This is a genomic window from Pectobacterium sp. PL64 (assembly GCF_022477975.1).
In the GTDB taxonomy this organism is placed as follows: domain Bacteria; phylum Pseudomonadota; class Gammaproteobacteria; order Enterobacterales; family Enterobacteriaceae; genus Pectobacterium; species Pectobacterium jejuense.
Genome location: NZ_CP092070.1, coordinates 1,663,943 through 1,690,410 on the forward strand (window position 1 = coordinate 1,663,943; position 26,468 = coordinate 1,690,410).

Here is a 26,468-nt window from a genome sequence, read left to right on the forward strand (position 1 = left end):
CACACTTTTTAGTCTCGCGCTTCGTGCTATCACAACTCCGTCCGCTAACTCCGTCGCGGACGGTTATAGCAACGATTATTCCACGCGCAGGATGCGGATCGTGTTGGTGGTGCCCACGGTACCCATGATGTCACCCTGTGTGACGATGACTAGATCCCCAGACATCAGGAACCCTTTATCGCGCAGCAGGATCACTGCATCATTGGCGGCAGCGACGCCGTCCGTGTAGCTGTCGAAATGCACGGGAGTCACGCCACGATACAGCGCGGTCAGGTTCAGCGTGTGCTCATGACGAGACATAGCGAAAATCGGCAGACCGGAACTGATACGGGACATCATCAGGGCGGTCCGACCCGATTCCGTCATGGCGATCAGCGCCGTCACCCCTTTCAGGTGGTTGGCGGCGTACATGGAAGACATCGCGATGGATTCTTCGGTGTTATCAAACTGTACGTCAAGGCGGTGCTTGGAGACATTGATGCTTGGGATCTTCTCCGCGCCTAAACACACTTTCGCCATAGCGGCGACGGTTTCCGCCGGATATTGGCCCGCAGCGGTTTCCGCCGACAGCATCACGGCATCGGTGCCATCCAACACGGCGTTAGCGACGTCCATCACCTCTGCACGCGTTGGCATCGGGTTGGTGATCATCGATTCCATCATCTGCGTAGCGGTAATGACCGCACGGTTCAACTGACGGGCGCGACGGATCAATTTCTTCTGAATCCCCACCAGCTCTGGGTCGCCGATTTCAACGCCCAGATCGCCCCTTGCCACCATCACCACGTCGGACGCCAGAATAATGTCATCCATTGCGGCATCTGAGCAAACGGCTTCAGCACGTTCAACTTTTGATACGATCTTGGCGTGACAACCCGCATCACGCGCGAGGCGGCGTGCGTAGTTGAGATCTTCACCGGTACGAGGGAAAGAGACGGCCAGATAGTCGACGCCAATTTTTGCGGCAGTAATAATGTCGGCTTTATCTTTTTCCGTCAGGGCTTCGGCAGACAGACCGCCGCCGAGTTTGTTGATGCCTTTATTGTTGGACAGCGGGCCGCCAACGGTGACTTCGGTATACACTTTCAGGCCTTCAACCTGGAGGACTTTCAACTGTACTCGGCCATCATCCAGTAACAGGATATCGCCAGGTACCACGTCGCTCGGCAAGCCTTTGTAATCGATCCCGACTTTTTCTTTATCGCCTTCGCCTTTCGCTAAGTTGGCATCCAGCAAGAATTTGTCGCCGATATTCAGGAAAATTTTACCTTCTTTGAAGGTAGAAACACGAATTTTTGGACCCTGTAGATCGCCAAGAATGGCAACGTGGCGGCCTAATTTAGCCGCAATTTCACGAACTTTGTTGGCACGTAATAGATGATCTTCTGGTGTGCCGTGAGAAAAATTCATGCGTACTACGTTCGCGCCCGCACTGATAATCTTTTCGAGATTATTATCACGGTCGGTAGCGGGCCCCAGGGTGGTGACAATTTTGGTTCTTCTGAGCCGTCTGGACATGTATAACTCCGTTCACTTGTGAAGCTGTAGTGTTGCGATTAAGCGTCGAATAACGGTGCAAAATGTCACTTTACAACAAAACTATTTCACCTGCGTTATCCGAACATCGTGTTGAGTCTGATTATCATACTGTACAGGTAATCCCCGCCATCTTTCCATGCCTGCAGTCTGTGGGCATATCAAGATGAAGCCGGTTGATGATACCGCTCATTTTAATTACCCGTCATACTTCAAGTTGCATGTGCGTTGGCTGCGTTCAGTCACCCGAATCACTTACTTGAGTAAGCTCATCGGGACTCCCTCGCTTGCCGCCTTCCTGAAACTCGAATTATTTAGGGTATAAAATATAACTAAAAAACAAAGCACAGTGTAAAACTTATCTATCACCTGAAGGGGTTAATCAGCCGCTCGTCTTTATCAAAGCGTGATTCACGCAGGGCCTCTTTGACCCGTTTCAGGTTATCACGAAATTTTTCCCCGCGGCGCAGCGTGAACCCGGTCGCCAGAACGTCAATTAGCGTCAACTGAGCGATGCGGGACACCATCGGCATGTAGACATCGGTATCTTCGGGCACATCAAGCCGCAAGGCCAACGACGCCTCACGCGCCAGCGGCGTGCCGTCCGAGGTGATGGCGATGACGGTCGCGTCGTTCTCGCGTGCCAGTTGCGCCATTTCGACCAGACTTTTGGTTCTGCCAGTATGAGAGATCAACACCACGACGTCGCCGTCGCTGGAATTCATGCAGCTCATGCGCTGCATAACGATGTCATCGAAATAGACAACGGGGATATTGAAGCGGAAAAATTTGTTCATCGCATCATGCGCGACAGCGGCGGAAGCGCCCAGGCCAAAGAACGAGATTTTCTTCGCCTGCGTCAGTAAATCCACGGCGCGGTTGACGGCGGCGACATCCAGACTGGATTTCACCTGCTCCAGGCCAGCCATGGCGGATTCAAAAATTTTACTGGTATAGGCATCAACGCTGTCATCTTCTTCAACGTTACGGTTCACATACGGTGTACCGTTTGCCAGACTTTGCGCCAGATGTAGTTTAAAATCGGGAAAACCTTTAGTTTCAAGGCGGCGACAGAAACGATTAACCGTTGGCTCGCTGACATCGGCCATTTTGGCTAAGGTCGCGATGCTGGAGTGAATGGCTGTTTGTGGCGTGCTCAGGATCACTTCAGCAACTTTTCTTTCTGATTTGCTCAAGAGTTCCAGGTGGCTCTGGATTTTTTCCAGCATATTCATACGACAAGGGCCATGTAAGTTTTTTCCAATTTCAACTAAAGGTACACTGGCATGCATTACGTGAAAAAATGTAAGTCGTGAAAATATACTACGACCCTGTAGTGGTTGGCAGAGGGCAACAGGTTAAGTTGGGGCCTTTTTTTGCCAGAACATGACATGTGTCTAACTTTCAGAAAAGTAATCGACTGTCAGAAACGACGGAAAATTTCGTTTTAGGGCGAATGCATAAGTGACTTCAGCCACTGCACAGACCGATTTATGCATAGTTTTCAGTCAATGCCGACCATTATTTGGCATTTTTATGATGGGTTTACTGGCTGTAGTCAAAAAGAGTACATTATCGCTGTAATAAAATTACAGCATCCTGCAACGAGGAGATGAACATGGCGGTAACTTCAACAGCCCAAGCGTGCGATCTGGTTATTTTCGGTGCTAAGGGCGATCTGGCACGCCGTAAATTGCTGCCTTCCCTTTACCAGTTGGAAAAAGCAGGTCACATCCATACGGACACCAGAATTATCGGGGTGGGCCGTGCGGATTGGGATAAAGCGGAGTATACCCGCGTCGTGCGCGAAGCGCTTGACACCTTTATGAAAGAAGCCATCGACGATAAGTTGTGGGAAACGCTAAGCAGTCGGCTGGATTTCTGCAATCTTGATGTGGAAGACACCAAAGCCTTCAACAAGCTGGGCAAGATGCTTGACCAGAAAAACCGTACCACCATCAACTATTTTGCCATGCCGCCGAGTACATTCGGTGCGATCTGCAAAGGGTTGGGAACCGCAGGGCTGAATAAAGAGCCAGCGCGTGTGGTAATGGAAAAACCGCTGGGTACCGATTTGGAGTCTTCTCGCGTCATTAACGATCAGGTCGCGGAATTCTTTAACGAGTGCCAGGTTTACCGTATCGACCACTATCTGGGTAAAGAGACCGTTCTGAACCTGCTGGCGCTGCGTTTTGCCAACTCGTTGTTCTCCTCAAACTGGGACAACCGGACGATCGACCATGTGCAGATCACGGTAGCCGAGGAAGTCGGGATTGAAGGGCGCTGGGGCTATTTCGATAAAGCCGGCCAGATGCGCGACATGATCCAGAACCACCTGTTACAGATTCTGACGATGATTGCGATGTCGCCGCCGTCTGATTTGACGACCGACCGCATCCGTGATGAAAAAGTGAAAGTGCTGCGTTCACTGCGTCGTATCGATCGCTCCAACGTGCATGAAACTACCGTTCGCGGGCAATACACTTCTGGTTTTGTTCAGGGACATAAAGTGCCGGGCTATCTGGAAGAAGAGGGCGCGAACAAAAGCAGCAGCACAGAAACCTTCGTCTCGATTCGCGTTGATATCGATGACTGGCGCTGGTCTGGTGTGCCGTTCTACCTGCGTACTGGTAAACGCCTGCCGACCAAATGTTCCGAAGTCGTCGTGTACTTTAAAAACCCTGCACTGAACCTGTTCCATGATTCCTACCAGCAGTTACCGCAGAACAAGCTGATCATTCGCTTGCAGCCGGATGAAGGTGTGGAAATTCAGATTCTGAACAAAATCCCGGGGTTAGATCACAAACACCGTCTGCAAACGGTGAAACTGGATCTGAGCTTCTCGGAAACCTTTAATCAGCAGCATTTGGCCGATGCTTACGAGCGTCTGCTGCTGGAAACCATGCGTGGGATTCAGGCGCTGTTTGTCCGTCGTGATGAAGTTGAAGAAGCCTGGAAGTGGGTGGATTCCATCATGGATGCGTGGGCGATGGACAACGATGCACCGAAGCCGTATCAGGCAGGAAGCTGGGGACCAGTGGCATCCGTGGCGATGATTACCCGCGATGGCCGTTCCTGGAATGAGTTTGAGTAATTTTTTGGTAATACGTCAGTAATGGGGAGGCTGGCCGAGAACGGTCGGCCTCCCACAGTTTTTAATGTATGGCTCACGGTGCGGTCGGACATCTGCGGCGACGCAGATCCCTGTGGCAGGGGCGCGCTATATAATTAATGATGCCTTCGGGCATGACTGGAGATAACTTTTGATGAAAAACTGGAAAACGAGCGCGGAACAGATTTTGACAACGGGTCCCGTTGTTCCTGTGATTGTGGTCAACAAACTGGAACACGCGGTGCCGATGGCAAAAGCGTTAGTCGCGGGCGGCGTTCGCGTTCTGGAACTGACATTGCGTACCGACTGTGCCATCGAAGCGATTCGCGCGATTGCAAAAGAAGTACCGGAAGCTATCGTGGGTGCGGGTACGGTAACAAACCCTGAGCAACTGGCTGCGGTGGTTGAGGCGGGTGCGCAGTTTGCCATCAGTCCAGGTCTGACCGAGCCGCTGTTGAAAGCCGCAACGGAAGGTAACATCCCGTTGATCCCAGGTATCAGCACCGTATCTGAACTGATGCTGGGTATGGATTACGGCCTGCGTGAGTTCAAATTCTTCCCAGCGGAAGCTAACGGCGGCGTGAAAGCGCTCCAGGCGATCGCCGGTCCGTTTGCTCAGATCCGTTTCTGCCCAACCGGTGGCATTACGCCGAATAACTACCGCGACTATCTGGCGCTGAAAAGCGTGCTGTGTGTGGGTGGTTCATGGCTGGTGCCGAACGACGCGCTGGAAAGCGGTGATTACGCACGTATTACTGAACTGGCTCGTGAAGCCGTTGCGGGTGCAAAAGCCTAAGTTTGCTCGTGACTGAATGACAAAGGCCACTCACTGCGAGTGGCCTTTTTTGTATTAGCCGCTGACTTTTACGCCCGCAGCAACGCGCTTGGCGATGGCTACAGCATCATCTGTGGTTTCCGCACTGGCTAATGTGACACCCATACGGCGTTTGCCGCTGATATCCGGTTTACCAAACAGGCGAATTTGCGTATGAGGGAGCAGTGCGCTTTCCAGCCCCTGATAGCGTACGTTGCTGCTATCCAGTTCCGGTAAAATCACGGCGGAAGCCGAAGCACCATACTGACGAACTGCGCCAATGGGCAGTCCCAGGAAAGCACGCACGTGCAGCGCAAACTCGGACAGATCCTGAGAAATCATCGTCACCATGCCGGTATCGTGCGGGCGAGGGGAGACTTCACTGAAGATGACTTCATCGCCGCAGACGAAAAGCTCCACGCCGAACAGGCCATAGCCGCCGAGCGCTTTTACAACATCGCTGGCCATTTTCTGCGCGCGTTCCTGCGCCAGCGCACTCATCTGCTGTGGCTGCCAGGATTCACGATAGTCGCCGTCTTCCTGACGATGGCCGATTGGCGCGCAGAAATGAATACCGTCAACCGCATGGATGGTCAGTAAGGTGATCTCAAAATCAAAGTTAACCAGTCCTTCCACAATGACGCGCCCGCCGCCTGCACGTCCACCCTGCTGGGCGTAGCTCCAAGCCTGATCTAACTGCTCAGCAGAGCGAATCAGGCTTTGCCCTTTGCCAGAGGAACTCATGACCGGTTTAACAATGCAAGGATAGCCAATCGCCTCTACCGCCTGACGAAAGTTCTCTTCGCTGTCGGCAAAACGGTAGGTGGAAGTGGGAACGCCGAGTGTTTCAGCAGCCAGACGACGGATACCTTCACGATTCATCGTCAGGCGCGTCGCTTCGGCACAAGGAACAACGTGGTGGCCCTGCTTTTCCAGCGTCACCAGCATGTCGGTTGCGATGGCTTCGATTTCCGGCACGATGTAATCAGGACGTTCGGCTTCAACCAGCGCTTTTAATGCATCGCCATCCAACATATTGATGACGTGGCTGCGATGCGCAACCTGCATAGCGGGGGCATCGGTATAGCGATCGACCGCAATCACTTCGATTCCCAGGCGTTGACATTCAATCGCCACTTCTTTGCCTAATTCACCGGAGCCAAGCAGCATCACGCGTGTGGCATCCGCACGCAGGGCGGTTCCAATTGTTAACATAACCTTATACCTGATCGGGTTGTGAAAAATGGCCGCAGTATAAACGAAAACGTTTGCGTGCGCATTAAAGAGGGCGTGCAGTGGAATGCGATGCGCAAAAGCGCACCAAGAGACAAGGACGTGGCTTGGCATTGCTGGGCAATCGTGCCACTCTTCTTACAAAGCGAAAATTTTATGTCAAGACAACGAGATCCGACGCCATGAAGACACCGCAAGCTGAAAAAAGACCCCATGTACTAAGTACACATGGCGATACGCGTATCGACAATTATTACTGGCTGCGTGATGACCAGCGTACCGATCCGCAGGTGTTGGAGTATCTGACGCAGGAAAACGCCTATAGCGAAGCCGTCATGGCACCTCATGACGCACGCAAACGGTCACTGTATGACGAAATGGTTAAACGCATTCCGTCGACGGACATGTCTGTGCCGTATGTCAGAAAAGGCTATCGCTACCAAAGTCGCTATGAGCAGGGGAAAGAGTACGCCATCTATCTGCGTCAGCCTGAGCAAGCAACAGATGCGTGGGAAACGTTGCTGGACGGGAATCAACGTGCTGAGGGGCATGAGTTTTACAGTCTCGGCACGCTTGAAGTTAGTCCGGACAATAGGCTGCTGGCGCTCTCGGAGGACTTTTTATCCCGTCGGCAGTACACGCTTCGTTTTCGCGATCTGAACAGCGGCGAGTGGTTACCGGATGTGATCGAAAATGTGACCGCAGGAGCGGAATGGTCGGCGGATTCGACGGTTCTGTATTACGTGCGCAAACATGAGCAAACGCTGTTGCCGTATCAGGTCTATCGCCACCGTCTGGGGAGCGATCCGGCGTTGGATGAGCTGGTCTATGAAGAGAAAGACGACACCTATTACGTTAGCCTGAGTAAAACGACATCAGAGCACTACATCACCATTTATCTCAGTAGCACGACGACGAGCGAGGTGTTGCTGCTTGACGCGACGCGCCCGGATGCGTTGCCGCAGGTAGGTATTCCACGTCGAAAAGATCATGAATATGGCATCGATCACTATCAGGATAAGTTTTATCTGCGCTCCAATCGAGAAGGGAAAAATTTTGGCCTCTACCGTTCGGATAGGCCCGATGAGCAAGCGCTGGAAACGCTGATTGCACCACATGAACACCGCGTACTAGAAGGTTTTGAGTTGTTCCGTGACTGGCTGGTGGTTGAAGAACGGGAGCGCGGTTTGACCAGCTTACGCCAGATTCACTGGCAGACGCAGGAAGAAAAAGCGATCACCTTTAATGATGCGAGCTATGTGACGTGGCTGTCGTACAACCCTACGCCAGAAACGGCATTGATGCGGTATGGCTATTCATCAATGACAACGCCCAGCACGCTGTATGAATTGAATCTGGATACAGGCGAGCAGCAGCTACTCAAACAAGCCGAAGTGAAAGATTTCTCTCCGGACAATTACCGGAGCGAGCGCTTGTGGATCACGGTTCGGGATGGCGTCGATGTTCCGGTTTCCCTCGTTTATCATCGCGATCATTTCAGCCCAGGCAAGAACCCGATACTGGTCTACGGCTATGGCGCTTATAGCCATAGCATGGATCCGGATTTTAGCGTTAGCCGTTTGAGTCTGCTGGACAGAGGGTTCGTCTTTGCCTTAACGCACATTCGCGGTGGGGGTGAGCTAGGTCAACAGTGGTATGACGATGGCCGCCTGCTCAATAAAATGCATTCCTTCACCGACTTCATCGATGTGTCTCAGGCATTGATAGAAAAAGGTTATGGCGACAGGAACAACATGTTTGCCATGGGGGGCAGTGCGGGCGGGCTATTGATGGGCGCGGTAGTGAACATGGCTCCCGATCTATTTAAGGGCGTTGTTGCCCAGGTTCCATTCGTTGATGTGCTGACGACAATGCTGGATGAGTCTATCCCGTTGACGACCGGTGAGTATGACGAGTGGGGCGATCCGAATGAACAACTCTATTATGACTACATCAAGCAATATAGTCCCTATGACGGTGTTACCGCGCAACGCTATCCGCATTTGCTGGTGACGACTGGGTTACACGACTCTCAGGTTCAGTATTGGGAACCTGCAAAGTGGGTGGCGAAGTTACGGGAAGTCAAAACGGACGATCGTCTGGTGCTGCTATACACCGATATGGATGCGGGGCACGGCGGAAAATCCGGTCGTTTCAAGCGCTATGATGATATTGCGTTGGAATATGCTTTTCTGCTGATGGTGCTTGAAATGGTTGAGGAAGCGCACGAATAAAGCTTTGGTTATGAGGGTAAACCCGTTTTCGGGTTTACCCGATCGGCACGGCATATTACTTAGGTCAGATCACAACTCAGGTAATATCAGCCTGCGGTTTCTTTGCCCTTTTATCGGCCCGTTTTTCGGCGGCCGTTTTCAGGGGCTTCTTCTTACTGTTCTTTTTGCTATCCAGACCTTTACTCATATCTTGCCTCGCGTGATAAAAGGGTAGGTTGCCACTCCATTAACCTCTTGTGCGGGCCGATATGCAAGCAGAAAATCGTTTTTGCTGTGTAAGAATGTAACCCGTGGAAAGGGATGTTTTCCACGGCAAGGTCGTCGTAGGTTGGAATAATGAAGGGATAAGCCTACTTAGACTTCGGTTCGTAGGGTAAACGAGAGAACTGCAGCGAACGCTGGCGATAAAACATCACGCGCTCGCGAAAATAGTCACGCAAGTACTCGGGTTGTTCTCTCTCAACGACCTCGGGAATGACTGGCATATTGTAACGTTCTTTGAAGGCTACGCCTGACGCCGCCAAGTCCACGTTAACTTTATCCATCTCTTCTTTGGACAATTCCGCCAGATTGTATCCCATACCGTTTTCTCCTGCCTATTGGCCACAGACTGATGCGTGTCACGGTAAAGTAGTGACAGGAAAATGGCAAGCGTTCACCTTATTATGTGGATGTTTATTATTCTCATTACGAAATGGGAATCATTTTTAATACAAACGCCTCATACATGATATCACTCGCGGTTGTTATTTTTGATAATAACAATGATTCGCAATAATATATTTACCTCAAGACTTAAGTGATAATAAATATCAATAACATAAATGTTAACTTGTTGTTTAAATAGTGTTTTTTGTTAATTTGATATCAATGTTAATAAAGTGTTTTTTATTTTATTTTTTCAGGCATAATGCCCTGAATAATTTCACCTGCCGGGAAAATAGGGAGTTAACATGTTAAAAAAAGAAATGATTCAGAAGCTGAATGAGCAACTTAATCTGGAGTTTTATTCCGCGAATTTGTATCTGCAAATGAGCGCATGGTGCGGTGACAAAGGTTTTGAAGGCGCATCCAGTTTCCTGAAGACGCATTCTCAGGAAGAAATGCAGCACATGCAGCGCCTGTTTGACTATCTGGACGACACCGGAAGCCTGCCTGTATTAGGCGCGATTGCTGCACCGCCGATTGATTTCGACTCACTGGCTGATGTTTTCAAGCTGACCTATGAACACGAACAGCTGATCACTGCAAAAATTAATGAGCTGGCGCATGAAGCGATGGCGCTGCAGGATTACTCTACATTTAACTTCCTGCAATGGTACGTTGCTGAGCAGCACGAAGAAGAGAAATTGTTCCGTTCTATTCTGGACAAATTGGCGTTAGTCAAAGCCAGCGAAGGCGGTCTGTTCTTCATCGATCAGGACCTGAAAAAAATGTCTGCGGCGGCACCGTCAACCTAATGGCAAGCGACGCTTCTGTCAGCCAATGAGTCGTTGAATAACGCGGGATAATATTCTCCTTATCCCGCCATTCTCCCCTCCTGAACGACCTTTCTGCTAGCAGCAAACTACCGATATTATTCCTGAACTCCGCACTCGACTTCACCTTCCTCTGTCGCTATGATCGCATCAGTCGTGATATACAACGTTATGTTTTATAAGGTTTGAGGCTGTCTTTCTCTGATTCGGATAAGGCTGCAAAACTCACACACATCATTGTTTGAATACGCCATGTCGGGAATACCATGATGAAGAAATTTTTGCTATCTATCGTGCTTACTTCACTGTCTGTGAATGCGTTTGCTGCCGCTAAACTGGCAAATGTCAGCCGGTTTGAATACGGCGAACGCTGGGCTTTTACGCGTGAAGAAGTTCAACTGATTTGTCGCCCTGGCAATGCGCTGTACGCCTTACATACCGGAACGCTGATGCAATATCCGCTAAACGATGTTGCCATTGCGCAAATGAAATCCGGGCAGGTGAGTGCACAGCCGATAGACGCGATCTGGCTAGACGATCCTAAGCATCCCGGACAGAAAAAAAGCCTTCAGCCATTTATCGAACGTGCAGAGCAGTTGTGTCAGGCAGATGCTAAACCATGAAGTGATTGATTTACCTATTAATGTTAAATAATTACTTCTTTATGGTTAAGATAAAGTGTGAAATCTGTTCCATTTGTGATGATTGCGAATAGGTTAAGGCTGGAAAACGCGAGGGAGTTGGCTAAGCTTAAGTCTACAGGGCTAGTACAGCTTGTATAAATGCCAACTTTTAGCGCACGGCTCTAACAAGAGCCATTTCCCTAGACTGAATACAGGAATCGTATTCAGTCTTTTTTTTCTATATGATTTTAAAGGGATTATTTTAAATTCTTACGAAAATCGATAATAGGTAGGTGTATTCCTTCCCCTAGTATCCAGATATCCGTGAACTGGCCGTATTCGCAAGCGACACAATTTCAGAAATCCGCCGCTAGTGTGGTTTTATTATTAAAGCGATGCCGCTTCTTTTGCGCTCGCTGTGTAAATTAACAGATAACTATTCGCAGCATAATGCTGGTATTATTGGCACTCTATTTATGGATGAGTGAACATTGGAGTGTGTATGAAATCGGTTTTATTGTTTGTTGTCGCTATTTTATTGTCCTTTTCTACCTGCGCTTCCGATTTGGCTGAAGGCCAAAGATTAGCTGATTTAATTTGGTCAAAAACATCAAACAAAGAAGCGATCCAATTGATCAATAAGAATCCTGAGTTAATTAATTCAAGGACTGGCGCTGGGTTCACTCCGCTGCATTTAGCAGGAATGATTGGCAACAAAGAGGTTGCCATATTTCTTCTGGAAAAAGGGGCAGATGTTAATGCTGTTAATGACAGCGGATACAGTCCTTTAGTGGTGACTATAGCTAACGGCAATCAGGATATAGCAGACATCTTGATAAAGAACGGCGGCAAGGAGCTAAGACTTTAACGTCGCAAATAAAAACCACTTCTGGGCTCGCTTTGGCGGGTCTTTTTATTTCAAAGAGATTGACGTTAAGATGCGCAACATCATTATTTTAGTACTGGCTTTACCATTGGCATCATTTGCTGCCATTAATGATACCAACAAAGCTGCACATGAAATCTGCTTGACTGAGTGGAATATTACTGACAAGGCGGGATCAACGGACAGAGATGTGCTGATAATTGTTAATGAAGAGGTATCTAGCTTCAAAGAACGCGGTTTTAGCCTTTCAGATTTCGGTATTGATGAGTCGGAGTATATTGCTACATCGGCTAAGATTGCCGAATCATTCCGTAAAGATCATCGTCCCCCTAATCGACAGTATGACGATGATATAAGGGGGGCACTCAGAGAGTTGATGGTTCCTCGTTGTGTGACAAAAGTAAAAGAGAGTTTAACTAACAATTAGCTATAGCGGTACGAAAAATATGCGGTCAGTTTAAACTGTAGTAGTCAACTAGCCGCTATGTTTGAGTTGGTGCAGCGGTAGTACTCTGGCTAAGCGATGGTTTTCTCTGCCACACAGTAATATCGCTACTCGTAGCGGAAATGATGAATTCACCATTCCACGAAAATCCAGTACAACGGAAATGGTCGGAAAGCAGTTTGAGGCATCCCTCTTGATGGCCTATGCATAACGCATCTTTATTTGGTGGGCACCAGATTAGGACTTCAAGGGGCCATTCTGGTGCGGCCCGTACCAATGTTTCACCATATTGATTACACATTGGCAATCCGCCACCACATAGTCCGGCAATGGAAATATCCTCATCTGCTAATGGACCTATGCCTTTACAGGTTAAATTGATGGGATCGTACCAGTTCCCGTATTCTTCAACGTCTCTGGCAACCTTTTCGCCAGTGATACAGTTGAACACTCCTCGTCCTGAGGATGATATGACCAGTAACAGGTGGTTTTGTCGATGAGAAAAGCCGATCTCTGTTAATCCTCCAATAGCGATCTCTATTCTGGGATGCCATTCAGTTGGGGGTGATGGAATATTGAGCAATAAATTGATGTAGTTATTCTCGTACTCTTTTTTACGCCAGCCAAACATCTAAATCCCTCTCTAAGACAGGAAGTTTTTAAGTTCTCCAAGGGCAACAGTACCATACAAAACTCAGATAACCGCGGATATTCAGACAGTCACCACCTTTGGGAGCTACTGTAATAAGAGCGAGCCGTAGGTGATATACCAGCTAAGTTAATAATCTATAGTGTTTACTCTGGAGTTAATGCAATGCTGTTTCAATCGGAAGTATAGGGAGACTGTTGATGTTATCGAGAATGGAAACGAACAAGAGTATGTCACAGAGGTAGGAGGCTATCGGTTGTGTCAAACTAAATAAGCGATAAACCCCCTCTTGGTTGCTGATAAAACGTCCTCTTATTTTCATGATTATCGCGGTTCAGCGTCTGGCTCTGTGCCTTTTAAAGGCAGCTAATCCCACTAAGGATTACTGGTGGTTGCAGGATTACTGTTGGCTTTTAAAGGTTTTTAAAAATAAACGCTTGCTAAAGATATTTATACATGCGTTAATGAGTGGTCGGTTTGATTCGCAGACCTAAAAAGCAGTTTAGTAAAGCAGTTCTCATTTCCAAGTGTTATCCATAGATATCCCTTCTTTTGAGCCTCCTTATCGTTGCTAATTAAATTCTGTGCACAGGCCCTATTTGCCGGAAGGCACTATACAAATTAAGGTAATTTCTATGTCTAATAAAATGACTGGTTTAGTAAAATGGTTTGACGCTGGTAAAGGTTTTGGTTTCATTACTCCTGACAACGGCAGCAAAGATGTATTCGTACATTTCTCTGCTATTCAGAGCAACGATTTCAAAACGCTGGACGAAGGCCAAAAGGTTGAGTTCACCATCGAAAATGGCCAGAAAGGCCCAGCAGCTGGCAACGTTGTCGCACTGTAAAAAGTTGCGCTGTAATAAGCCAAGTTGAATTAATGTTTCTCTTGCGATAGCGATGATGGTTTAATCCGGAGCAGTCAAGAAAAGCACTTAGACCCCCTAGCGTAAAGCTGGGGGTTTTTGTTTTTATATCTCATAGCCGCTTACTGCATTTTATCTTCAGCACTCAGCAGCCTATATTGTTTTATTCCTCATTATCCTTAAGCGTTCAGCTTCATTAACTGCTGCATAGCGAACGGAAATAATTCCTCTACCTTCATTATAAAATGTCTTTTATCAGAATCTACTCGACAGATTCATATCCCGTTTATAGCAATTATCGACTAAATTTATAGAACACGATGTGATAGGAGGAAGCGATGACTGAGAAAAATACGGGTACGGGACGCAAGGATGAAAACGATCATCCGGCAAAAGATGCGCCAAAAGATCAGGGAGAGATTCCGCGCAAACGTGATGACAGCAAGGATGATGTCGATGATCCGTTTGATGCGAATAAGGCTTAATAGGTTGGCGACAGGCTTCTGTCGCCAATATGCAGCGAAAAGCTAGTGCGCTTTAGGCGCGACGGTGGCCGATGCATCGGGGGTGAAATAATCGCTATCATCCACAATTGGAATATAAATTCTGACCCATTCAGTCCCTTCAACCATCTCCCAGCTATGTCCTTCTCCCTGTGTATCGGCAGCAATCAAGACGGTTCCAGGAGAAAGCAGAAAAGTGGAACCATCGCTAACCCGAAATTTCAACGTGCCTTTCAGCGTGATGACATATTGTTTGCGCGGTGCCGGGTGAACGTTCATCTCCCACGCTTCCGTGGAATTACTGAGCCAAAATTTTTGTGCGGTGATTTTTTCCAGCGCAGGCACGCTGCCTGTTACAAAGGCCGAGTGATTATCTGGCGTATTGATGAGTTTGATGGCCGGTATCCGGGTTTCCTCTGTCTGATTCGAAGAGGTCGTTGCGGAATAAGCCGTAACGGAAAACCATAATCCGGCAAGCGCCAGAAGAAAACGCGATGTCTTTTTCATTTAAATAAAATCCATATTATCTATACCCGATAAGCAGGCAACCCTATATATGTCAGCCGTCTCTGTGTACGTCTTACAACGTCGGGGATGGTACTGCTGGGGGAGATCCTTCACCAGATGGTTAAAGCAATCGCACTGATTGGTATCTCGCTTGATTTGTTTATATTTTATTCGCTCCAGTTCCGCAATAGGATGAAATCGGTGAAGCGTAAATCAGTAGATGAAGGGAAGAGAGATGCAGATTTCAGCCAGTCGTCTGATGGCGACGACGCAAAGCGTATTGCAAAAAGCAGGATGTGAAGAAAACGAAGCCCGAATTGTCACTGAACATCTCGTGGCTGCAAACCTGAAAGGGCATGACAGCCACGGCGTGGGGATGTTGCCACATTATGTGGCGTTCATCGAGAAAGGCATCATGCACCCGAATACGCCCGCGCGCTTAGTGCGTGACAGTGGGGCTGTGCTGCAATTTACCGGCGATCGCGGTTTTGGTCAGCGTACGGGTAAAGAAGCGATGCAGGCGGCTATTGATCGGGTGAAAACGACGGGCGTGTGTTTAATGACGCTGTCGTCTACCTGCCATTTGGGACGCATCGGCACCTATGGAGAAATGGCGGCGGACGCCGGGCTTGTGTCGATACACTTTGTCAACGTTAACGATCTCGACCCGATTGTAGCTCCCTGGTGTGGCAGTGAAGCTCGTTTCGGGACGAACCCTATCTGCATTGCATTCCCGCCAACGGAGCACAACGCAGCCTTTGTTCTGGATTTCGCCACCAGCGTGGTTGCGCTGGGGAAAACCCGCGTCGCATATCTGGCGGGCAAAACATTTGATGAAGAGGTCATGTTGGATTGCCACGGCGTTTCCACTAACGATCCGAAAGTCATGTGGGAAGGCGAAAAGCACGGTGCTCTGAAACCCATTGCGAAGCATAAAGGCGGCGGGTTGATTTTAGCGGCTGAAATGCTGGCAGGGCTGTTGTCTGGCGGCGGAACCATTCAACCGGAAAACGCGCGTCAGGGTGCGATAGTGAATAACATGACGACGATTGTTATCGATCCCGCCAGTATGGTTTCTATGGCGTGGTTGCAGAAAGAATATGATGCGATGCTGGACTACGTTCGCACGTCAACGGCTCCCGATCCGGCACAGCCTATTTTAATCGCTGGTGAACCGGAGCGTATTTCGCAGGCGCAGCATCGTGCAGACGGTATTTATGTGTCCGATCAGGAGTGGCAGAAAATCGTGGAGGCAGGGATCTCTTTGGGAATGAATCCAGCCGAGTTCACGTTAATAGCATAATATTATTCAGGAGAAGACAATAATCGGGAGACGAAACGGATGCGGGGATGGGTAATAGCTGTGATGATACTCGGAGCGTTGGTGGCTCTGGCACCCTGGATCCAACGTCAACTCCCGCCCGGCTACGATCCCTTTTCTCCGCTGTCCGTCGATGATCCACCTACGTTTATTACCCGGCTGAAAATGAAGTCTGTCGCCGGCGATCCTGAGGCCTGTCTGGCAGTGTTAAAGCAGGCGCAGGAAAGCGGGCGACTGCGATTCTCCGAGGCCAATGATATCAGTGGGCAATGTCCGGTCGTGTCACCCGTGCGGATACAAGGCTTTGGCTCAGTCACACTCAGTTCCAGTTTTCTTGCCAGTTGCCCGCTGGCGCTGAGTAGCACCATGTTTGTGGCACAGGTCGCGGTGCCGCAGGCGCAATCTCTTGGCACGTCGCTGACGCGTATCGACCATATGGGGAGCTATGCCTGTCGAAATATCTACCATCGGCCTGAAGGGCGTTTGAGCGAACATGCAACGGCGGACGCGTGGGATATTGCCGCGTTTCGTCTCTCTGACGGTCGGCAGATTAGCGTGCTGAATCAGTGGTCGGCAACGGATGACCGCGGCAGCTATTTGCGTACCACGTTCAGGGAAAGCTGTCGCTTTTTCGGTAACGCGCTGGGGCCGGAATATAATGCCGCACACGCTAATCACTTTCACTTTGGCATGCGCGGTTTTGGCGTGTGTCGATGAAAATACGCAGGTGGGAAAACTAGAAATCAGCGTATTCCTGAGCGGGGATCCAGAAGCCGTCAATATACTCTTCGATGGGGAAGCAGCCCGCGCGGCGCAGGCGCTGTTCGTCCATCGCTTGCAGACACTGTGCTTCAGTGTTATAGGCACCGACGACCAAATCGTCACAGCCATGCCCGAGATAACAAACAAATATTACTAACGCAAACATGTCGTTCTCCAGACATTGCCGATTTTCTCTATCTGTCAGGATAATTGTAGATGAAAATCAGTGAGGAAAGGGAGAACGGGCGGTTCATCAGGTGGTTTTATCGCCACCTGATGCAGAAACCGCATTTATTCTTTAGAAAGAGGCTGAGCGGAGGCCGCGCCATCCCGCACCAGGTCGCGCGGAAGATTGTTTTTTATTCGGCTGCTGATACGTTTGGCCAGGCCGACAGGCGTGTTCTGGTAGGTTAAAATGAGTTCATCCGCAGCAGGAAGCGGTTCTGGATAGCTGTCTTTCCCCTGAAACCACTCACAGGCGATGCGATCGGTCAGCGCGTAGGCATTCTTCGCGTTCGGATCGGCCAGCGCAACAATGGCTTCATGCTGCCAACGGAAACCTTTAGGGAAGCGTTCAGCGAGCTTAAGGCCAATTCGTGAGAATTTGATATTGCCAAAAGCGGAAGTCAGCGCCGCAGGGAAGAGCCAGATCTCGCTATCACGCTGCCACAGCTGAAGTAACGTCTCATCCCAGTGGATGCCTTGTTTGCCTGCCGCCTGTGTGAGTAATGCAGAATCTTTGGGCGGCATCGGAGAGAACGGGAATTTACCCACTTTATAGCCAGGCCGCGGCAGTGGTGGCGCGCTGGCGGTTTTCCGCAAACGGGCAACAAAGAAGCCTTCGCTGTCATAAATCTGTGGGAAGACGTGCAGGAAACCTTCTTCGGTTGTAGCGCGTTCGGCGTCGGTGAAGAGATCGTGTAGCGATTCAAATTCGCACGCATCAGGAAACTGTGACTGTAACCAATGGCAAACCTGCTGATTTTCCTGCCTATTTAGCGTACAGGTGGAATAAATCATCACGCCGCCAGGTTTCAGTGCATGGAACGCGCTCAGAATCAGGTCGCGCTGTGTGGCCGCAATATCGGTAATGCTCTCTTGCGACCAGTGGCTCATCGCCGCGGGATCCTTACGCACCACGCCTTCACCCGAGCACGGCGCATCCAGCAGAATCGCATCAAAATACTCCGGCAGTGCCGCGCCGAAAACCCGCCCGTCGAAGTGAGTAATCGCGGTATTGCTGACGCCGCAGCGGCTGATGTTGGCATGCAACACTTTTACCCGGCTGGCTGAATACTCATTGGCGACGATAGCCCCTTCATTATTCAATCTAGCCGCGATCTGCGTTGTTTTAGAACCCGGTGCGGCCGCGACGTCCAAAACCGTTTCCAGCGCATCGTTACGATGGAACAGGGCGCTGACGGGCAGCATGGAGCTGGCTTCCTGAATATAAAACAGTCCGCTCAGGTGCTCCAGCGTATTGCCTAGCCGCGTGTTTTCTTCTTCCGCATTCAGCAGCCAGAAACCTTCCTGACACCAGGGAATCGGCTCAAGCTGCCAGCCATAAGGCTGTACAAGCTCAAGAAAGGCATCGACGCTGATTTTTAACGTATTCACGCGGATGCTCCGACGCAGCGGACGCTGGCAGGCGGCAATAAAATCCTCCATCGAAAGGGATGAAGGCATGATGTCCCGCATAGTGTCGAGAAATTCAGCTGGCAGGCTGGCTGGGGTAAATTTTGCCACGGCGTGGTTCCGTACAGGTTGTTCAGTAAAACGAGGGGAAGAAGCGGCGAAGTGTAGCACGGATCCTTCATACATCATGTGAAAACGGCAAGACGGTGCGTGAAAACGACAGGGCGACCAGTGTCGCCCTGTCCGGTGGTGAGTTTAATTATTGGGGGTTGGAATCGCCGTACCCCATTGCCGCCACTCTTTGGGCTCTTCGTTCCTCAACAGGAAATGCTTTCCTTCCTGTGCTTTGGGGGCGAGCGGTGTGCTAGGTGGCGTTGCAAACGCGATACCACCGCGAATGAACTGCTGGAAGGTTCCGCTCTTGATGACGCCGCCCGTGAGGCCGAATTCCAGGTTGTAACCCGAAGCCAGCCAGAAGACGGAATTGTCGCGCACCAGATGCTGGTAGCGTTTGCTGATGCGCAGCGATACGGCGATACGGTCGGAAAGCGTACCCAGCGACAGTCCGGTTACCGTACCGACTTCAATACCGCGGAACAGCACTGGCGTACCAACCTGCAATGCTCCAGCTTCCGGTGCATCAACGCTGATATTCAAGCCGTCCTGATAGCGAGAATCAGAGATGGTGGCCTGTTGCAGCTCAAAACTCCGCGTTACGCTGCCGTTACCCGGTTCGACGTTGATATAAGGCTGGAATAGCGTCTCCAGATGATTCACACCAGCTGCGGAAATTTCCGGTGTGACGACGGAGAAACGCGTCCCAGAACGGGCGAAATTACGCACGTATTCAGGGTAAAGCACGGCCTGTACCAGCACTTCATTACGCTGTTCGGACAGCTTCAACGAATCCAACTGGCCGATATCGATTCCCAGATAGCGGATCGGCATGCCCGGCGCGAGTTTGCTGGCATCGTAGGTGCGCAGAATGATGCGGCTTCCCACGGCCCGTGCCGACGTTTCGTTGTTATACAGGACGCGTTTGCCACCTTTAATTTCTGGTGCGCCTTCCAGATTATCGAAACTGATCGCTCCTTTAAGCGCCCGATTCAGCGGAGAAGCCTGCACGGTCAGGCCCGACGTATTCAACTGCACACGGGCACCGCCTTCTGCCCAGAACACGCTGTTTTCCGTCAGTAGCTTGCGGTGTTCGGGACGAATATAAACGTCAACCTCAAAAGTATCGGCTTTCGGCCGCACCCGCATGATTTCGCCTACCTGAAATTTACGGTACAGCACGATGGAGCCGTCCTGAATATCCGGCAGGCTGTCGGTCACTAAGGTGAGCGTCGGGGAAGGTGTGGCACCGCGAATGCCTTCTTCGGCTTTTTCGAGATCGCTGAACAGTGGGTAACGCGTCTGAACGTCACCTTTGCTGCCGGGTAAAACCTGAATACCGCCGCTGACCCATTCTTGCGCGCTGGCACCCAACACTTGAATGCCATCCAACCCCATCTTCACATTCACACGGCTGTTCACGATGAACTTGCTATCGCGGTGTAATAGCTGGCGATATTGTGGCTCGATCACCAAAAGGAAGCTGACACCTTGTTCTTCCAGCGTGCGCTTCACTACCTGACCGACCTGCACGCCATGCAGCAGCACGGGTTGTCCACTATCAATGCCATAGCTTTGTGCTGCCGTGAGCTGAATAGAAAGTGCGCCGGGCTGGGTGAGCTGCTGTTGTCCGCTATCCAGTACGTCAAAATGCTGGCGCGGTTCGCCTTCACCGGGGATGAGCGTCAGCGTTGGGCCGCTCAGCAGGCGTGAAACATTCAGATCACTGAGCGAAAGCTGGGGCTTGCTGAGTTCGATACGCGTGCCTTCCCGCATCAGCGAAATGACGGAAGGATCGATGATCAGCTCTCCGCTGACCTTGCCGTTGTCTGGGTTCAACGTGATCTTATTTAGCGTGCCGACTTCCAGTCCCTGATACATCAGCGGGGTGCGCCCTTCAGATAGGCTGTCGCCGGACGGTAAATCCAGCGTGATTTTTACACCGCGCTGGCTTTGCGCCAGATCGGGATAGAGACGGTAGGATTGCTCGGCACCCGCATTCTCGCTCTCTTCCGGTGAATCGAACGCGATCGCGCCGTTAACCAGCGCCGCCAGATTCTCCATCTCAATTTTTGCGCCGCTGACGCTAATGTCCGCATTAAAGCCAGACACATTCCAGAAGCGGCTATTTTTCTTCACCAGATGGGTAAAGCGGCGTTCAACCAGCACGTCAATCATCACACCGTGGCTATCTTGGGAAACGGTGTAATCGTAGACTTTCCCTACCGGGATTTTACGGTAGTAAACCAGCGAACCGGTATTCAGTGAACCGAGATCGTCGGCATGGAGATGAATCAGCAGTTCCCCGGTATTCACGCGATATTTGGGCTGCGTATCCAACGCGGAAAAGTGCTCTTGCGCTTCGCCGGAACCGGGCATCATGCCGATGTAGTTACCGCCCACCAGCGCATCCAGCCCTGACACCCCAGCGAGAGACGCTTTCGGGGTAACCAGCCAGAACTGCGTGCCGCTGCGCAACGCTTCCTTCATATCGCTTTTGATACTGGCCTCGACCTGTATCGTACGCAAGTCTTCACTCAGCTTGATATTTTGCACGGTGCCGACTTCGACCCCCTGGTAGCGCACGGGGGTACGCCCGGCGACAATACCGTCAGCGGAGACAAAATCGATAGTGACCGTTGTGCCGCGCTCCTGCTGATTGGTGTAAATCAGCCAGCCGGCAATCATCAACGCAATCAGCGGCAGCAGCCAAAACGGCGACAGGCGACGCTTGTTCTTCACGGTAGCTTCAGTTGGTGTCCCAGGCGTATTATCTTGCATTGTTATTCCACATCAGTGTTATCCCACATCAGTCGGCTATCCAGCCATTCAACGGCAAGGATAGTGAGAATCACCGCTGCGCCAAAGTAAAAGGCAGCAGGCCCCATGGTGAAAGCGAGTAATTGATCGCGGTTGACGAGCGACATCGTCAGAGCAATCACAAATAAATCGAGCATGGACCAGCGACCGATCCAACGGATAACGCGCAGCATCTTCATGCGCATCATTATGTTGCCTTCTGAGCGGAGATGGATACTCACCAGCAGCCCGAACAGCACAATAACCTTAGTAAACGGCACCAGAATACTGGCGATAAAGACCACCAGCGCGATCGGAACATTGCCTGACGCTAGCGAAAGAATACCGGAAAAAATCGTGTCCTCCGTACGCGCACCGTTGACATAAATAATTGATATGGGCAACAGGTTAGCGGGGAGCAGTAAAATTATAGAAGCAATGAGCGCTGCCCAGGATTTTTGCAGGCTTTGCCGCTGGCGCAAGCGAAGCGGAATATGGCAACGGGGGCAACGCCCCCGGTTGTCGGGTGAACTGGTGAAGTGGCAGGAAAGGCAGATTCGATAGCGATCCGGCGCAATCAACGGCCTCATGCGTGGATAAAACCGCTGCCAAAGCTGGTCGGTATTTAAGTGAATCAGCGTCAACAGGCTTAAGGTCATCAGTGCCAGAAAGGCGACTAGCCCGATTCCCGCCTGAACATCCGCAAATTCACGGACTTTGATTGCGGCAACGGCCATGCCGACCAGATAGATATCCAGCATCATCCACTCTTTTAGCCGTTGCAACATGAGGAGGATGGGCCGCAGATTCATCCCGATTCGGGGAGCAAAGAACAGGTATAACAGAGAAAAAACCAGCGTGAGCGGAGCGCCAACGGTACAGAAGGCGACCATGCTTGCCGTGAGCGGGTGTCCCTGCCGGGTGATTTGCCAAATGCCTTCAAACAAGCTGGCATTGATGGTGACGCCCAGCAGCCGAATACTGATCAACGGTTCAGTGAAGGCGAACGGCATCAGTACCAGCATGGCGACGGCCATCGCAGCAAGACGAGAAATGTTCCAATCTCGGCCTGAACTGACTTTGGCATCGCAGCGTGGACAATTCGCCGTCTGAGTCCGCTTCAACTGCGGCAGCGCAAAAAAGGCATCGCATTCAGGGCAGCGATGATAGCGAACGATCGCCGGTACGGTACTTTTCGAACCCTCGGTTAACGGCGGCCGGGGAGAAGGAAACGGCGCAGGGCTGGCTATACTCTGTATTTTCATCTTTCCTGCGATCCGATAGAAGGTGTCAAGTCTACGATGGATAACGTATTCACAGCTATTCAGTGTAACTGAAGGCTCACTGAATGATAAATTCATAATAAGGCTCTGATCTCTGCCCGATATTATTTTACAGGTGGAAATAGCATGATATGTACGACAGCGGTACAGTAAAGTGGATGATTCTTCGCGCGAAGGCGCTAATCTTATGGCATTCTGTAACCGATGCTAATGCAGTCTGTGTGGAAACTGTTCGCACTGTTTTGAAAAGACAACGATATACTTTATGAATAAGCAAGTATGAATAAACAAGAATTTTATCAGGATCTCATTCGCGACATGTCATCGCTTATCGCAGATGAAAACCGTTTTATTACGATTTTATCAAACAGTAGTGCGCTGCTGTTTGAGCGTTTGGATGGGGTTAACTGGGCAGGGTTTTACCTGTTGGATAACGACACGCTTTTCCTGGGACCGTTTCAGGGCAAGGTTGCTTGTGTGCGTATTCCGGTTGGCAAAGGTGTATGCGGTGCAGCGATAGCTGAAAATCGCATTCAACGTGTGGATGATGTCCACGCGTTCCCTGGTCATATCGCCTGTGATGCCGCGAGTAATGCTGAAATTGTGCTACCGCTTGTCGTTAACGGGCAACCGATTGGCGTTCTGGATATTGACAGTACCCTTTATCAGCGTTTTGACGCAGATGATGAAGAAGGGCTGAAGGCCGTGGTGAGCGTACTTTGTGCTCAACTGGAAGCGAGCGATGTGATGACATTCATCAATTCTCTCACGTTGAGACAAGGTTAACGTGGCAATTGCCGATGGCGTCATTATAATGACGCCTGTTCATGCCTGCGCCGGTTGGCAAACCCGTTGTAATCAGGAAATTTCATGGAAAATCAACCTAAGTTGAACAGTAGTAAAGAAGTCATTGCCTTTTTGGCAGAGCGGTTCCCGCTTTGTTTCACCACTGAAGGTGAAACTCGTCCGTTAAAGATCGGTATTTTTCAGGATCTTGTTGAGCGTGTGCCTGAGTCCGATAACGTCAGTAAGACGCAATTACGCTCTGCGCTGCGTCTTTATACCTCAAGCTGGCGGTATCTGTACGGTGTAAAATTGGGTGCCCAACGTGTGGATCTGGATGGTAATCCATGCGGTGAGTTGGAACAGCAGCATGTCGATCATGCTCGTAAGCAATTGGAAGAAGCGAAAGCGCGAGTTCAGGCTCAGCGTGCTGAGCAACAGGCGAAAAAACGTGAAGCAGCCGGAGAATCGGCAGAAGCAGCGCGTACTCCTCGCCCCGCTCAGAAACGTGCGCCGCGCCGCGATGCTTCAAACAATGCATCCCAAAACCGTGCACCGCGTAATCCACGTCAGCCTTCTTCCGGCCAATCGCAGCCTTCTTCGCAGCAATCCGTGAATGCTCAATCTCGTCAGGCAAAACCTGCCAGCAATGAGCGTCAACGGGTAGCGGTTACGGATGTTTCCAAACTGCAAATCGGTCAGGAAATCAAAGTCAGAGCCGGCAAAGACGCCATGGATGCCACCGTGCTTGAAATTGCCAAAGGCGAAGTCAGAGTACAATTGGCTTCTGGACTGGCAATGATTGTACGCGCAGAACACTTGCAGTTCTGATACGGAGGCCAACCTGGGCATGAACAACTTAGTCAAAATAACCGCCATTGCAGGCTTACTGCTGGCGGGCTCTAGTTTTGCAAATGAAAACATTACGCGTGTTGAACAGATTCCTCAGCTACATCAGGAGCCTCAACACGCTACCGTTAGCGACAGGGTGGCCTCACGTTTCCTGCGTTCGCACTATCGCCAGTTTATGCTGGATGCGCAGTTCTCTGAGAAAATTTTTAACCGCTACCTCAATATGCTGGACTACAGCCACAACGTGCTGTTGGCCTCTGATGTGGCACAATTTTCCGGGCAAAAAGCCCAGTTGGGCGACGCGCTGAAATCCGGTCAACTGGATGTTCCGTACGCGTTGTACAATCTGGCGCAGAAGCGTCGGTTTGAGCGTTTTCAATATGCACTGTCGCTGCTGGATAAACCGGTCGATCTGACGGGCAATGAGACGTTTGAGCTCGATCGCAGCAAAGCACCTTGGCCGCAGAACGTAGGTGAACTTAACCGCCTGTGGGATGCCAAGGTAAAATATGACTGGCTCAGCCTGAAGCTGACCGGTAAAGATGATAAAGACATCAAAGAGACGTTGACCAAGCGTTACCAGTTTGCGATTCGCCGTCTGGCGCAAAGCAACAGCGAAGATGTTTTCCAACTCGTAATGAACGCCTTTGCGCGTGAAATTGACCCGCATACCAGCTACCTGTCTCCGCGTAACACCGAGCAATTCAATACCGAAATGAGCCTGTCGCTCGAAGGGATTGGCGCGGTGTTGCAGATGGATGACGACTACACCATGATTAATTCTATGGTGCCCGGTGGTCCAGCAGCGAAAAGTAAAAATATCACCGTCGGTGACCGCGTGGTTGGCGTAGGCCAAAGCGGTAAGCCAATGGTGGATGTTATCGGCTGGCGTCTGGATGATGTCGTTGCGCTGATTAAAGGGCCGAAAGGCAGCAAGGTGCGTCTGGAAATTCTGCCTGCTGGCAAGGGGACGAAAACCCGCATTGTCACGCTGACGCGTGAACGCATTCGCCTTGAAGACCGCGCGGTTAAAATGTCCGTCAAGACGGTCGGCAAGGATAAAGTCGGCGTGCTGGACATCCCCGGTTTCTATGTCGGCCTGACGGATGACGTAAAAGTTCAGCTCCAGAAGCTGGAAAAACAGAACGTCAGCAGCATTGTGATTGACTTACGTACTAACGGCGGCGGTGCGCTGACGGAAGCGGTAGGGCTTTCCGGTCTGTTTATCCCTGGCGGCCCTGTGGTTCAGGTACGCGATAATAATGGCAAAGTGCGCGAAGACAGCGACACCGACGGCATTGTGTATTACAAAGGCCCGCTGGTGGTGCTGGTAGACCGCTTCAGTGCTTCTGCTTCCGAGATCTTCGCGGCGGCAATGCAGGATTATGGCCGCGCCTTGATCGTGGGTGAACCGACGTTTGGTAAAGGCACCGTGCAGCAGTATCGCTCGCTGAATCGGATTTACGATCAGATGCTGCGCCCTGACTGGCCAGCGCTGGGTTCTGTGCAATATACGATTCAGAAGTTCTATCGCATTGACGGTGGCAGTACTCAGATGAAAGGCGTGACGCCTGACGTGATGATGCCAACCGGTACGGAAACGGTAGACACTGGCGAGAAGTTTGAAGACAACGCGCTGCCGTGGGACAGCATCAAAGCGGCTAACTACACGAAGAGCGGCGATCTGAAGGCGCTGATTAGCAAGCTGAATGAACACCATCAGGAGCGTATCGCCAAAGATCCTGAGTTCCAGTATGTCGCGCAAGATATTGCCCGCTACAACGCACTGAAGGATAAGCGCAACATCGTGTCGCTCAACCTGGCCCAGCGCGAGAAAGAGAATGACGATGATGAAGCGATGCGTCTGAAGCGGATTAATGATCGACTGGCGAGAGAAGGTAAAAAACCGCTCAAATCGCTGGAAGAGCTGCCGAAGGACTATCAGGCACCCGATCCTTATCTGGATGAAACGGTGAAAATCGCTAACGATTTGGCACAGGAACAGAAAGAGTAAGAAATAAAGAGTAATTCGC

At 50.6% G+C, this 26,468-nt stretch carries 24 protein-coding genes; 14 read left to right on the forward strand and 10 right to left on the reverse strand.

All coding sequences use genetic code 11. From position 1 onward, the window contains the following. Window positions 1-75: 75 nt before the first annotated feature. Window positions 76-1,518: a pyruvate kinase gene (gene pyk, locus HP572_RS07180; protein ID WP_014915164.1), complete on the reverse strand. Its 1,443-nt coding sequence runs from the start codon at window positions 1,516-1,518 to the stop codon at window positions 76-78. Between the two features lie 383 nt (window positions 1,519-1,901). After that, window positions 1,902-2,771, reverse strand: coding sequence for a MurR/RpiR family transcriptional regulator (locus HP572_RS07185; protein WP_039286791.1), 870 nt, complete (start codon window positions 2,769-2,771; stop codon window positions 1,902-1,904). Window positions 2,772-3,154: 383 nt separating this feature from the next. Here HP572_RS07185 and zwf point away from each other — a divergent pair, with 383 nt between their 5' ends. Next, window positions 3,155-4,630, forward strand: a complete 1,476-nt coding sequence (zwf, locus tag HP572_RS07190; RefSeq protein ID WP_240585184.1) for a glucose-6-phosphate dehydrogenase — start codon at window positions 3,155-3,157, stop codon at window positions 4,628-4,630. Window positions 4,631-4,802: 172 nt separating this feature from the next. After that, window positions 4,803-5,444, forward strand: coding sequence for a bifunctional 4-hydroxy-2-oxoglutarate aldolase/2-dehydro-3-deoxy-phosphogluconate aldolase (locus HP572_RS07195; protein ID WP_010275853.1), 642 nt, complete (start codon window positions 4,803-4,805; stop codon window positions 5,442-5,444). A gap of 54 nt (window positions 5,445-5,498) precedes the next feature. Here HP572_RS07195 and purT read toward each other — a convergent pair whose 3' ends face one another. Beyond that, window positions 5,499-6,677: a formate-dependent phosphoribosylglycinamide formyltransferase gene (gene purT, locus HP572_RS07200; RefSeq protein ID WP_240585185.1), complete on the reverse strand. Its 1,179-nt coding sequence runs from the start codon at window positions 6,675-6,677 to the stop codon at window positions 5,499-5,501. Window positions 6,678-6,877: 200 nt separating this feature from the next. On the opposite strand from purT, the gene HP572_RS07205 reads away from it, so the two are divergent. After that, complete coding sequence (locus tag HP572_RS07205; RefSeq protein WP_240585186.1) at window positions 6,878-8,929, forward strand: S9 family peptidase; 2,052 nt, start codon at window positions 6,878-6,880, stop codon at window positions 8,927-8,929. Between the two features lie 350 nt (window positions 8,930-9,279). On the opposite strand, the gene HP572_RS07210 is transcribed toward HP572_RS07205, so the two are convergent. Continuing rightward, window positions 9,280-9,510 (reverse strand): DNA polymerase III subunit theta, encoded by a 231-nt coding sequence (locus HP572_RS07210; protein WP_010275841.1) that lies wholly within the window; start codon window positions 9,508-9,510, stop codon window positions 9,280-9,282. 372 nt (window positions 9,511-9,882) lie between these two features. Between HP572_RS07210 and ftnA the strand changes: the two genes are divergently transcribed. The 4 genes from ftnA (at window position 9,883) to HP572_RS07230 (ending at window position 12,343) form a co-directional block, all read left to right on the forward strand. Continuing rightward, window positions 9,883-10,389: a non-heme ferritin gene (gene ftnA, locus HP572_RS07215; protein WP_010275837.1), complete on the forward strand. Its 507-nt coding sequence runs from the start codon at window positions 9,883-9,885 to the stop codon at window positions 10,387-10,389. A gap of 284 nt (window positions 10,390-10,673) precedes the next feature. After that, on the forward strand, window positions 10,674-11,030 hold the full coding sequence (locus HP572_RS07220) for a YebY family protein (RefSeq protein ID WP_240585187.1): 357 nt from the start codon (window positions 10,674-10,676) through the stop codon (window positions 11,028-11,030). Window positions 11,031-11,532: 502 nt separating this feature from the next. Beyond that, window positions 11,533-11,898, forward strand: coding sequence for an ankyrin repeat domain-containing protein (locus HP572_RS07225; RefSeq protein WP_240585188.1), 366 nt, complete (start codon window positions 11,533-11,535; stop codon window positions 11,896-11,898). 70 nt (window positions 11,899-11,968) lie between these two features. Continuing rightward, complete coding sequence (locus HP572_RS07230) at window positions 11,969-12,343, forward strand: hypothetical protein (RefSeq protein WP_240585189.1); 375 nt, start codon at window positions 11,969-11,971, stop codon at window positions 12,341-12,343. A gap of 55 nt (window positions 12,344-12,398) precedes the next feature. Here the strand turns inward: HP572_RS07230 and HP572_RS07235 are convergent, their stop codons facing one another. Next, complete coding sequence (locus HP572_RS07235) at window positions 12,399-12,992, reverse strand: hypothetical protein (protein ID WP_240585190.1); 594 nt, start codon at window positions 12,990-12,992, stop codon at window positions 12,399-12,401. Between the two features lie 653 nt (window positions 12,993-13,645). On the opposite strand from HP572_RS07235, the gene cspG reads away from it, so the two are divergent. Together cspG and HP572_RS07245 are read left to right on the forward strand one after the other, a co-directional pair. Next, on the forward strand, window positions 13,646-13,858 hold the full coding sequence (gene cspG, locus HP572_RS07240) for a cold shock protein CspG (protein WP_010275831.1): 213 nt from the start codon (window positions 13,646-13,648) through the stop codon (window positions 13,856-13,858). Between the two features lie 356 nt (window positions 13,859-14,214). After that, the gene (locus HP572_RS07245) at window positions 14,215-14,361 is read left to right on the forward strand and encodes a hypothetical protein (protein WP_205550708.1); all 147 of its coding nucleotides are present in this window, start codon (window positions 14,215-14,217) and stop codon (window positions 14,359-14,361) included. Between the two features lie 42 nt (window positions 14,362-14,403). On the opposite strand, the gene HP572_RS07250 is transcribed toward HP572_RS07245, so the two are convergent. Then, window positions 14,404-14,886, reverse strand: a complete 483-nt coding sequence (locus HP572_RS07250; RefSeq protein ID WP_240585191.1) for a hypothetical protein — start codon at window positions 14,884-14,886, stop codon at window positions 14,404-14,406. A 235-nt stretch (window positions 14,887-15,121) separates the two neighbouring features. On the opposite strand from HP572_RS07250, the gene HP572_RS07255 reads away from it, so the two are divergent. Further along, on the forward strand, window positions 15,122-16,189 hold the full coding sequence (locus tag HP572_RS07255; protein ID WP_240585192.1) for a malate/lactate/ureidoglycolate dehydrogenase: 1,068 nt from the start codon (window positions 15,122-15,124) through the stop codon (window positions 16,187-16,189). Between the two features lie 39 nt (window positions 16,190-16,228). Continuing rightward, on the forward strand, window positions 16,229-16,924 hold the full coding sequence (locus tag HP572_RS07260; protein ID WP_240585193.1) for an extensin family protein: 696 nt from the start codon (window positions 16,229-16,231) through the stop codon (window positions 16,922-16,924). Between the two features lie 19 nt (window positions 16,925-16,943). Here HP572_RS07260 and HP572_RS07265 read toward each other — a convergent pair whose 3' ends face one another. From HP572_RS07265 to yebS, 4 genes are all read right to left on the reverse strand, one after another. After that, the gene (locus tag HP572_RS07265) at window positions 16,944-17,135 is read right to left on the reverse strand and encodes a YebW family protein (protein ID WP_010302631.1); all 192 of its coding nucleotides are present in this window, start codon (window positions 17,133-17,135) and stop codon (window positions 16,944-16,946) included. Window positions 17,136-17,260: 125 nt separating this feature from the next. Further along, complete coding sequence (gene rsmF, locus HP572_RS07270; protein ID WP_240585194.1) at window positions 17,261-18,715, reverse strand: 16S rRNA (cytosine(1407)-C(5))-methyltransferase RsmF; 1,455 nt, start codon at window positions 18,713-18,715, stop codon at window positions 17,261-17,263. Window positions 18,716-18,859: 144 nt separating this feature from the next. Beyond that, the gene (locus HP572_RS07275) at window positions 18,860-21,499 is read right to left on the reverse strand and encodes a PqiB family protein (RefSeq protein WP_240585195.1); all 2,640 of its coding nucleotides are present in this window, start codon (window positions 21,497-21,499) and stop codon (window positions 18,860-18,862) included. Window positions 21,500-21,501: 2 nt separating this feature from the next. Then, window positions 21,502-22,782 (reverse strand): membrane integrity lipid transport subunit YebS, encoded by a 1,281-nt coding sequence (gene yebS, locus HP572_RS07280; protein ID WP_240585196.1) that lies wholly within the window; start codon window positions 22,780-22,782, stop codon window positions 21,502-21,504. Window positions 22,783-23,079: 297 nt separating this feature from the next. Here yebS and HP572_RS07285 point away from each other — a divergent pair, with 297 nt between their 5' ends. The 3 genes from HP572_RS07285 to prc all read left to right on the forward strand — a co-directional run bounded on the left by HP572_RS07285 (window position 23,080) and on the right by prc (window position 26,449). Further along, complete coding sequence (locus tag HP572_RS07285) at window positions 23,080-23,586, forward strand: GAF domain-containing protein (RefSeq protein WP_010275800.1); 507 nt, start codon at window positions 23,080-23,082, stop codon at window positions 23,584-23,586. Between the two features lie 84 nt (window positions 23,587-23,670). After that, complete coding sequence (gene proQ / locus HP572_RS07290) at window positions 23,671-24,414, forward strand: RNA chaperone ProQ (RefSeq protein ID WP_240585197.1); 744 nt, start codon at window positions 23,671-23,673, stop codon at window positions 24,412-24,414. Window positions 24,415-24,433: 19 nt separating this feature from the next. Next, window positions 24,434-26,449, forward strand: coding sequence for a carboxy terminal-processing peptidase (gene prc, locus HP572_RS07295; RefSeq protein WP_240585198.1), 2,016 nt, complete (start codon window positions 24,434-24,436; stop codon window positions 26,447-26,449). Window positions 26,450-26,468 lie beyond the last annotated feature (19 nt).

Excerpts from the sequence above, each read along its gene's own strand:
- pyk (WP_014915164.1), bottom strand. The coding sequence starts at position 1,518 with ATGTCCAGACGGCTCAGAAGAACCAAAATTGTCACCACCCTGGGGCCC.
- HP572_RS07185 (WP_039286791.1), bottom strand. The coding sequence starts at position 2,771 with ATGAATATGCTGGAAAAAATCCAGAGCCACCTGGAACTCTTGAGCAAA.
- zwf (WP_240585184.1), top strand. The coding sequence starts at position 3,155 with ATGGCGGTAACTTCAACAGCCCAAGCGTGCGATCTGGTTATTTTCGGT.
- HP572_RS07195 (WP_010275853.1), top strand. The coding sequence starts at position 4,803 with ATGAAAAACTGGAAAACGAGCGCGGAACAGATTTTGACAACGGGTCCC.
- purT (WP_240585185.1), bottom strand. The coding sequence starts at position 6,677 with ATGTTAACAATTGGAACCGCCCTGCGTGCGGATGCCACACGCGTGATG.
- HP572_RS07205 (WP_240585186.1), top strand. The coding sequence starts at position 6,878 with ATGAAGACACCGCAAGCTGAAAAAAGACCCCATGTACTAAGTACACAT.
- HP572_RS07210 (WP_010275841.1), bottom strand. The coding sequence starts at position 9,510 with ATGGGATACAATCTGGCGGAATTGTCCAAAGAAGAGATGGATAAAGTT.
- ftnA (WP_010275837.1), top strand. The coding sequence starts at position 9,883 with ATGTTAAAAAAAGAAATGATTCAGAAGCTGAATGAGCAACTTAATCTG.
- HP572_RS07220 (WP_240585187.1), top strand. The coding sequence starts at position 10,674 with ATGATGAAGAAATTTTTGCTATCTATCGTGCTTACTTCACTGTCTGTG.
- HP572_RS07225 (WP_240585188.1), top strand. The coding sequence starts at position 11,533 with ATGAAATCGGTTTTATTGTTTGTTGTCGCTATTTTATTGTCCTTTTCT.
- HP572_RS07230 (WP_240585189.1), top strand. The coding sequence starts at position 11,969 with ATGCGCAACATCATTATTTTAGTACTGGCTTTACCATTGGCATCATTT.
- HP572_RS07235 (WP_240585190.1), bottom strand. The coding sequence starts at position 12,992 with ATGTTTGGCTGGCGTAAAAAAGAGTACGAGAATAACTACATCAATTTA.
- cspG (WP_010275831.1), top strand. The coding sequence starts at position 13,646 with ATGTCTAATAAAATGACTGGTTTAGTAAAATGGTTTGACGCTGGTAAA.
- HP572_RS07245 (WP_205550708.1), top strand. The coding sequence starts at position 14,215 with ATGACTGAGAAAAATACGGGTACGGGACGCAAGGATGAAAACGATCAT.
- HP572_RS07250 (WP_240585191.1), bottom strand. The coding sequence starts at position 14,886 with ATGAAAAAGACATCGCGTTTTCTTCTGGCGCTTGCCGGATTATGGTTT.
- HP572_RS07255 (WP_240585192.1), top strand. The coding sequence starts at position 15,122 with ATGCAGATTTCAGCCAGTCGTCTGATGGCGACGACGCAAAGCGTATTG.
- HP572_RS07260 (WP_240585193.1), top strand. The coding sequence starts at position 16,229 with ATGCGGGGATGGGTAATAGCTGTGATGATACTCGGAGCGTTGGTGGCT.
- HP572_RS07265 (WP_010302631.1), bottom strand. The coding sequence starts at position 17,135 with ATGTTTGCGTTAGTAATATTTGTTTGTTATCTCGGGCATGGCTGTGAC.
- HP572_RS07275 (WP_240585195.1), bottom strand. The coding sequence starts at position 21,499 with ATGCAAGATAATACGCCTGGGACACCAACTGAAGCTACCGTGAAGAAC.
- yebS (WP_240585196.1), bottom strand. The coding sequence starts at position 22,782 with ATGAAAATACAGAGTATAGCCAGCCCTGCGCCGTTTCCTTCTCCCCGG.
- HP572_RS07285 (WP_010275800.1), top strand. The coding sequence starts at position 23,080 with ATGAATAAACAAGAATTTTATCAGGATCTCATTCGCGACATGTCATCG.
- proQ (WP_240585197.1), top strand. The coding sequence starts at position 23,671 with ATGGAAAATCAACCTAAGTTGAACAGTAGTAAAGAAGTCATTGCCTTT.
- prc (WP_240585198.1), top strand. The coding sequence starts at position 24,434 with ATGAACAACTTAGTCAAAATAACCGCCATTGCAGGCTTACTGCTGGCG.